We start from the raw sequence: 1,116 nt of genomic DNA on the forward strand, positions 1-1,116 counted from the left end.
GGGGGCAGATTCCAATTTCAAATGCAACGAAGACAATAATGGCCATGATTTCAGGAGGATGGAATGGCCCGCTCATTTGTGCAGTTGAGTATGGACGAACGTCGCGTCATTGCGCGGATGTATGAGAAGAAGATCAGTCAGGCGGAGATCGCTCGCACCCTTCGCCGCGACCGCTCGACGATCAGCCGAGAGCTACGACGGAATTTCTGGCATGACCGTGAAGTTCCAATCGCCGAAGGATACTGGCATGTGACGGCTCATCAGATGGCCGAGCGCCGCCGACGTCGCTATCGCAAGCTGTTGCGCGATCCACATCTGTGCGCAGCGGTCATCGACCGGCTGAAGGACGGCTGGTCACCGGAACAGATTTCCGGGCGTCTGAGGCTTGTCAGCGGTTCGGCTGTGAGATTGAGCCATGAGACGATCTATCAGTATGTCTATTCTCAGGAAGGCCGGGATCAGCAACTGGCTCGGCATTTGCCGGAGCGGCGAAGGAAACGGCGTCCAAGATACGCGCGCAAGCCGAGAAGTCTCGTTTTTCCAATCGAATGCGCCATTCGAAATAGGCCTGAAGCCATCAATTCACGCGGCGAATTCGGCCACTGGGAGGCCGATCTGATGATCTTCCGGAAGGAGCATGGATCCGCCAATGTCGCCACGATCGTCGAGCGCAAGAGCCGCTATACCGTTCTATTCCGCAACAACGACAGGCGTTCAAAACCGATCATGAACCAACTGGTAAGTCATCTAGCACCCCTGCCCGCGAAAGCCCGGCAAAGCCTGACGTTCGACCGAGGCCTCGAATTTGTCTCATGGCGAGAGCTGGAAAAGGGCATGGGAACGGCAGCCTGGTTCTGCGATCCGCAAGCGCCATGGCAAAAAGGCACGGTCGAGAACACCAACAAACGGGTTCGTCGGTACCTGCCTCCGGAAACCGTCGTGTTGGACGTGACCAATCAGGAGATCCGTTCTTTGTGTGACCGGCTCAATGCCACGCCTCGGAAGTGCCTGGGATTTCAGACACCGACGGAGATCTTCAACCAGCATCTATTGGCTATGGAGGACCAGGTCATATAGATTCCAACCCGCGTTGCATTCAATCTGGAACCAGCAGGG

1 protein-coding gene is annotated in these 1,116 nt (G+C 56.3%); it reads left to right on the forward strand.

What is annotated here, in order from left to right; all coding sequences use genetic code 11:
• The first annotated feature begins 63 nt into the window (after positions 1-63).
• Entirely contained in the window at positions 64-1,077 is a 1,014-nt protein-coding gene (locus FHX08_RS31245; RefSeq protein ID WP_184328232.1) for an IS30 family transposase, read from the forward strand.
• Positions 1,078-1,116 lie beyond the last annotated feature (39 nt).

The sequence above is a fragment of the Rhizobium sp. BK529 genome, from assembly GCF_014194105.1.
GTDB lineage: Bacteria > Pseudomonadota > Alphaproteobacteria > Rhizobiales > Rhizobiaceae > Rhizobium.